The organism is Streptomyces sp. NPDC032091, assembly GCF_055580265.1.
Genome location: NZ_JBVILR010000051.1, coordinates 1 through 4,399, shown reverse-complemented (window position 1 = coordinate 4,399; position 4,399 = coordinate 1). Strand labels below are relative to the sequence as shown.

General features: G+C 75.2%; 4 protein-coding genes and 1 pseudogene. 1 reads left to right on the top strand and 4 read right to left on the bottom strand.

The annotated features are described in order from the left end of the window. From ACZ5NJ_RS37645 to ACZ5NJ_RS37630, 4 genes and pseudogenes are all read right to left on the bottom strand, one after another. Nucleotides 1–244 (bottom strand): annotated as a pseudogene (locus ACZ5NJ_RS37645) (sulfate ABC transporter substrate-binding protein); the annotation flags it as partial. A 240-nt stretch (nt 245–484) separates the two neighbouring features. Further along, nucleotides 485–583: a putative leader peptide gene (locus ACZ5NJ_RS37640; RefSeq protein WP_468771280.1), complete on the bottom strand. Its 99-nt coding sequence runs from the start codon at nt 581–583 to the stop codon at nt 485–487. Nucleotides 584–721: 138 nt separating this feature from the next. After that, the gene (locus tag ACZ5NJ_RS37635; protein WP_468771278.1) at nt 722–1,180 is read right to left on the bottom strand and encodes an RrF2 family transcriptional regulator; all 459 of its coding nucleotides are present in this window, start codon (nt 1,178–1,180) and stop codon (nt 722–724) included. A gap of 124 nt (nt 1,181–1,304) precedes the next feature. Further along, nucleotides 1,305–2,507 (bottom strand): acyl-CoA dehydrogenase family protein, encoded by a 1,203-nt coding sequence (locus ACZ5NJ_RS37630; protein WP_468771276.1) that lies wholly within the window; start codon nt 2,505–2,507, stop codon nt 1,305–1,307. Nucleotides 2,508–3,226: 719 nt separating this feature from the next. Between ACZ5NJ_RS37630 and ACZ5NJ_RS37625 the strand changes: the two genes are divergently transcribed. Further along, the coding region (locus ACZ5NJ_RS37625) for an NAD-dependent epimerase/dehydratase family protein (protein WP_468771274.1) at nt 3,227–4,399 on the top strand (1,173 nt) is incomplete at its 3' end.

The following is a 4,399-nucleotide window of genomic DNA, read 5'->3' as shown; positions in this document are numbered from 1 at the left end:
GTTCCTTGGCGAGGAGGCCTTCCTGGAGGCCGACCAGCGCGGTGGCGTGGGTCAGGTTCGGGAAGTAGCCGATCCGGACCTCGGACGCGGAGAGCTTGGTGGCGTTCTCGGCGGTGGCGCCGGCCGCCTTCGGCTCCTCCTCCTTCTTCGCCTCGGAGCCGTAGCCGCAGGCGGTGAGCAGCAGGGGGAGCGCGGCGGTGACGGCGATGGCGCGAAGGGCGGTGAGCGATCTTGCGGCAGACACGGAGGTGTCCTTTCACGGGATGGGTTCGCGGGGAACCGCGGGAACTGGGGGGACTGCGGGGACGGTCACGGGAAGGCGTCGGCGCACACGGCATCCGCTCCCGGCCGTCCGTGGCGGACGGGGGAGGGGGAGGGGTGGGCCGTCAGGCGGTCCGCAGGGCGGTGTCCACCCGGTACGGCGAGCGGGTGGCGTACTGCCCGGCCGGAGCCGTGCGCGGGGAGGCGGGTCCGGCGAGCGGTGTCAGGAAGGCCGACAGATGGCGCTGGACGTGCGGACCAGATCGATGTGCCGACGGGAGATCAGGGACGGGGTCCGGCCACCACGGTGCGGTGCGCGCATGGTCGCCTCCCTTGGATTCCTGGTTTTCCCACCTGGTTGGTAGGCATAGTGGCAGAACGGCGCACCGGCCCCAAGAGGCTGACCAAATGGTGGACGCAGTCGTCTCGTAGCCTGAGAAGACGCAGGTGGGTCAGGGTGTCAGGGGTTGGTCCAGGCGCCCGGGGTGTGGGCCAGTGCGGACACCTCGGCGGGCAGGTCGGCGGAGGCGACGTCGGCGAGGGAGACTCCGTCGAGGATCTCGCGCACGTTGGCCCGCAGGGCGATCCACAGCGGGAGCAGCGATGCGGCGGGGCCGGTGTAGGAGAGGTCCGGCGGGCGGACCCCGCGCACCGAGACGAGCGGTCCGTCCACGACGCGGATGATGTCCGCGATGCTGATGGAGTCGGCCGGCCTGGCCAGCCGGTAGCCGCCGTTGCCGCCGCGCCGGCTGAGCACGAGGCCGCCCCGGCGCATGTCGCCGAGGATGCCTTCCAGGAACTTGTGCGGGATGTCCTGCGCCTCGGCGATGGCCTCGGCCTTCAGCGGCCCGTCCTCCTGGGACGCGGCGAGCTGCAGTGCGGCACGTACCGCGTAGTCCGCCCTGGCTGAGATCCGCATGCGGACATTATCCCGTACGGCTCCGGCCGCCGTCCCCCGCGGGTGGGGCCCCCGCCGCCGGGCGGCTGCTCCTCCCCGGCGGCCGGGAGGCCCGGACCCGCGGGCCCCCCGGCCGGGGGCGGCTTCAGCGCAGGGCCGCCGCCAGCGCGCGGTGCGAGCCGTTGAGGAAGTGCTCGCCGATGGAGCGCAGGCGGTGCGCGACCGGGCGCTGTGAGGTGAGGACGCGGGCGTTGCGCCAGAACCGGTCCAGGCCGGGGGCGTCGGCGAACTCCAGTACCCGGGCGGTGATGTGCAGGGCGGCCTTCGAGGTGACGGTCTCGGCGGTGGCGACCAGGGCGGCGACGCCCGCGGCCTCCTCCGTGTCCAGCCGCGGGCCGGCGTCGAGGGCCTGGGCCATCACCTCGGTCGCCCGGTCGGCCACGGCGGTGGCCGTCTGGGCGGCGGAGGCGAGTTCCCCGTACGTCAGGAAGAGGTCCGGGTCCTCGCCGGGCAGCCGGCGGCCGCGACCGCTCCGGCTGAGGTCGCGCGTCTCGGCGAGGGCGCCCTCCGCGATGCCGAGGCCCACGTGGCAGAGGGCGAGCCGCAGCGCGGGTTCGGCGAGGGCGGTGAAGGGCGCGGTCGACTCCTCGTCGCGCGGCCGGCGGCCCAGCACCTGCTCGGGCGCGACGGCGACGCGTTCGAGGACGGCCGTGCCCGCGCCGGCGACGCGCTGGCCCAGGCGGTCACGGGCGGGTTCGACGGTGAGGCCGCGGGCACCGGGCGGGACGCGTACGACCAGGACGTCGCCGGTCACCGCGCACACGGCGTCCACCACGAGCTGGTCGGCCGTGGTGGCGGCCGTGTCCACGGGCCGGCGCCCGTCCAGCACGTAGCCGGCGGTGCGCGGTCTCAGCGTGAGGTCCGGCCGGTCGGTGTCCTCGTGGGGTGCCGGTGCGTGCACCGCGCCGGTCCACAGCCACTGCTCGCGCACCGACTCCTCTTCGAGTGCGGCGGCGCGCTGGTCGGTGGTGTAGAAGCGCCCGCTCCACGCGTGCACGTAGTGGCGCGCGAGCAGCTCGCCGATCGCGCTGTCCGCCGCGGAGACCTCCCGTATGACGGAGCATCCGGTGCGCCAGTCCGTCCCGCGGTCGGAGCGGGGCGGGGTGAGGGCGGCCGGCAGGCCGGCCTCGCGCAGCCGGGCCGTCTCGTCGGCCGGGGGTTCGCCCGCCTGGTCGCGGGCTATGGCGTCGGCGGCGAGGTCGTCCGCGACGTCGCGGGCGGTGCGCAGGAGCGCGCGCCGCCGCGCGGTGGCGGCCGGGTGGGCGGCGGTGTTCGGGATCGTCGGCACGGGCGTCACCGGCAGGACCCGGCGCCGCGGCGCGGTGCGGAGGCCCGGGAGGGGGTGCGGTCGGGTGGGACGACGGTGGTCATATCGGCTGCTCCGGGACGTTGTCGGGTGGCGCCGGCCGGTTGCCGGAAGGCGTGGGAGGTGTGGGGGACGGGGGGACCGAGGGCGATCCCCACCTTTCCCATCGGATTGATAGGGATAGGAATACTTCCCCGGTCCGGCCGCCCCGGCAAGAGCGTGCCCGGATGATGGACAGCGCGGTCCCGCCATACGGACGCCCCGTCAGCGGGACCGGTTGCCGGGGGAGTTCACCGGCCGCACGGTCCCGCGCCGTGGCCGAGCCGTCGGGCCCGTCGATCCGGCCATCCGGTCCGGCCGGGGAGATGCGGTCCTTCCGCTTCCGCTTCCGGTGGAGTGCCCGCCCGCGGACTCGGCCGTCGGGAAAACAGACCAACTCCGCTCTTCCTGTCGCGCCGCGGCCCGGCGCCGGGCAGTCTCGGCCAGTCTCCCCGGCACCCCTTGCGCCGTCGGGGAGGCGGCGTGGTCCACTGGTCGAGCCGTAACCGATCAGGTATGTGAGCATCGCCGCGGGTCCGGGCCAGGGTTGAACGGCACCGCCGTACCGTGCGCACCCGCCGGGTGCGAGCCGGCCGGCGGCCGCGCCCCGGGCGACCCCCGGCCCCTGTCCGCCCGTGCCTGCCCTCCCCTCGCCTCGAACCGTGAACGGAGCGATCGTGCACCACGGCACCGAAACCCCCGAATCACCCCAAACCCCCTACGAGGACGTGGCCGTCACCGGCGGAGCCGGATTCGTCGGCCGGCACCTCGTCACGGCCCTCGCCCTTCTCTCCCGGACGGTCACCGTCGTCGACCACGCCCCCCTGCCCCCCGCCCTCGCCGCCCTGCCGGGCGTCCGCCGCGTCCGCGCCGACCTGCGCGACTACGGTGAGACCCTGCTCGCGCTCCAGAACGCCGACGCCGTGTTCCACCTGGCGGGGAACGCCAGCGGCACCGAGTCGGTGGCCGACCCCCGCCGCGACTTCCAGCTCAACGCCCTCGGGACCTGCAACGTCGGCAACGCCTGCCTGGAACTGGGCGTGCGCCGCCTGGTCTACCTCTCCTCCGCCATCGTCTACGGCACCCCGCGCCACAGCCCGATCCGCGAGGACCACCCCACCCGGCCCTTCCTGCCGTACGGCGCCTCCAAGCTCTCCGGCGAGCTGACCCTGCGCAGCCTGTACGCGACGGCCGGCCTGCCCGTCGTCATCGGCCGCTCCTTCGTCGTCTACGGTCCCGGCGAGGACCCGCGCCGGGCGGGCGGCGAGGTCTCGCAGTTCCTGCGCTGGCACCTCAACGAGCAGCCCATCCCGGTCGTCGGGGACATCGACCGCAAGCGCCGCGACTTCATCCACGTCGAGGACCTGTGCCGGGCCCTGATCACCCTCGCCGCCCGCGGAGCCGACGGCGAGACCTACAACCTGGGCACCGGCACCGCCGTGTCCATGCGCGAACTCGCCGACGCGGTCGGTGCGGCGACCGGCCGCCCCGCGCTGCTGGCCGCCGACGCCTCCAGCCTGGCGGACAGCTTCACCCTCCTCGCCGACGTCGGCCGGCTGCGCGGGCTGGGCTTCACCCCGCGCGTCACCCTCGCCGAGGGCCTCACCGGCCTCGCCGGCCTGCTCGGACCCTTCCCCGAGGTCCCCTCCGCCCGGGCCGTGTTCCGCCGTGAGGCCCCGCCCCGCCGGAGGCTGACGCCGGCCGCCGCCGTCGCGACCCGTGAGGAGGCCCGGACGTGCCAGGGGGTGTCCGCAAAGTCCCGCCTGCCCCGCGACGCCCGGCACGCACTCTCGCCGCACCGGGCGCAAGACCGAGTACGTCCAGTACGAGGTCTC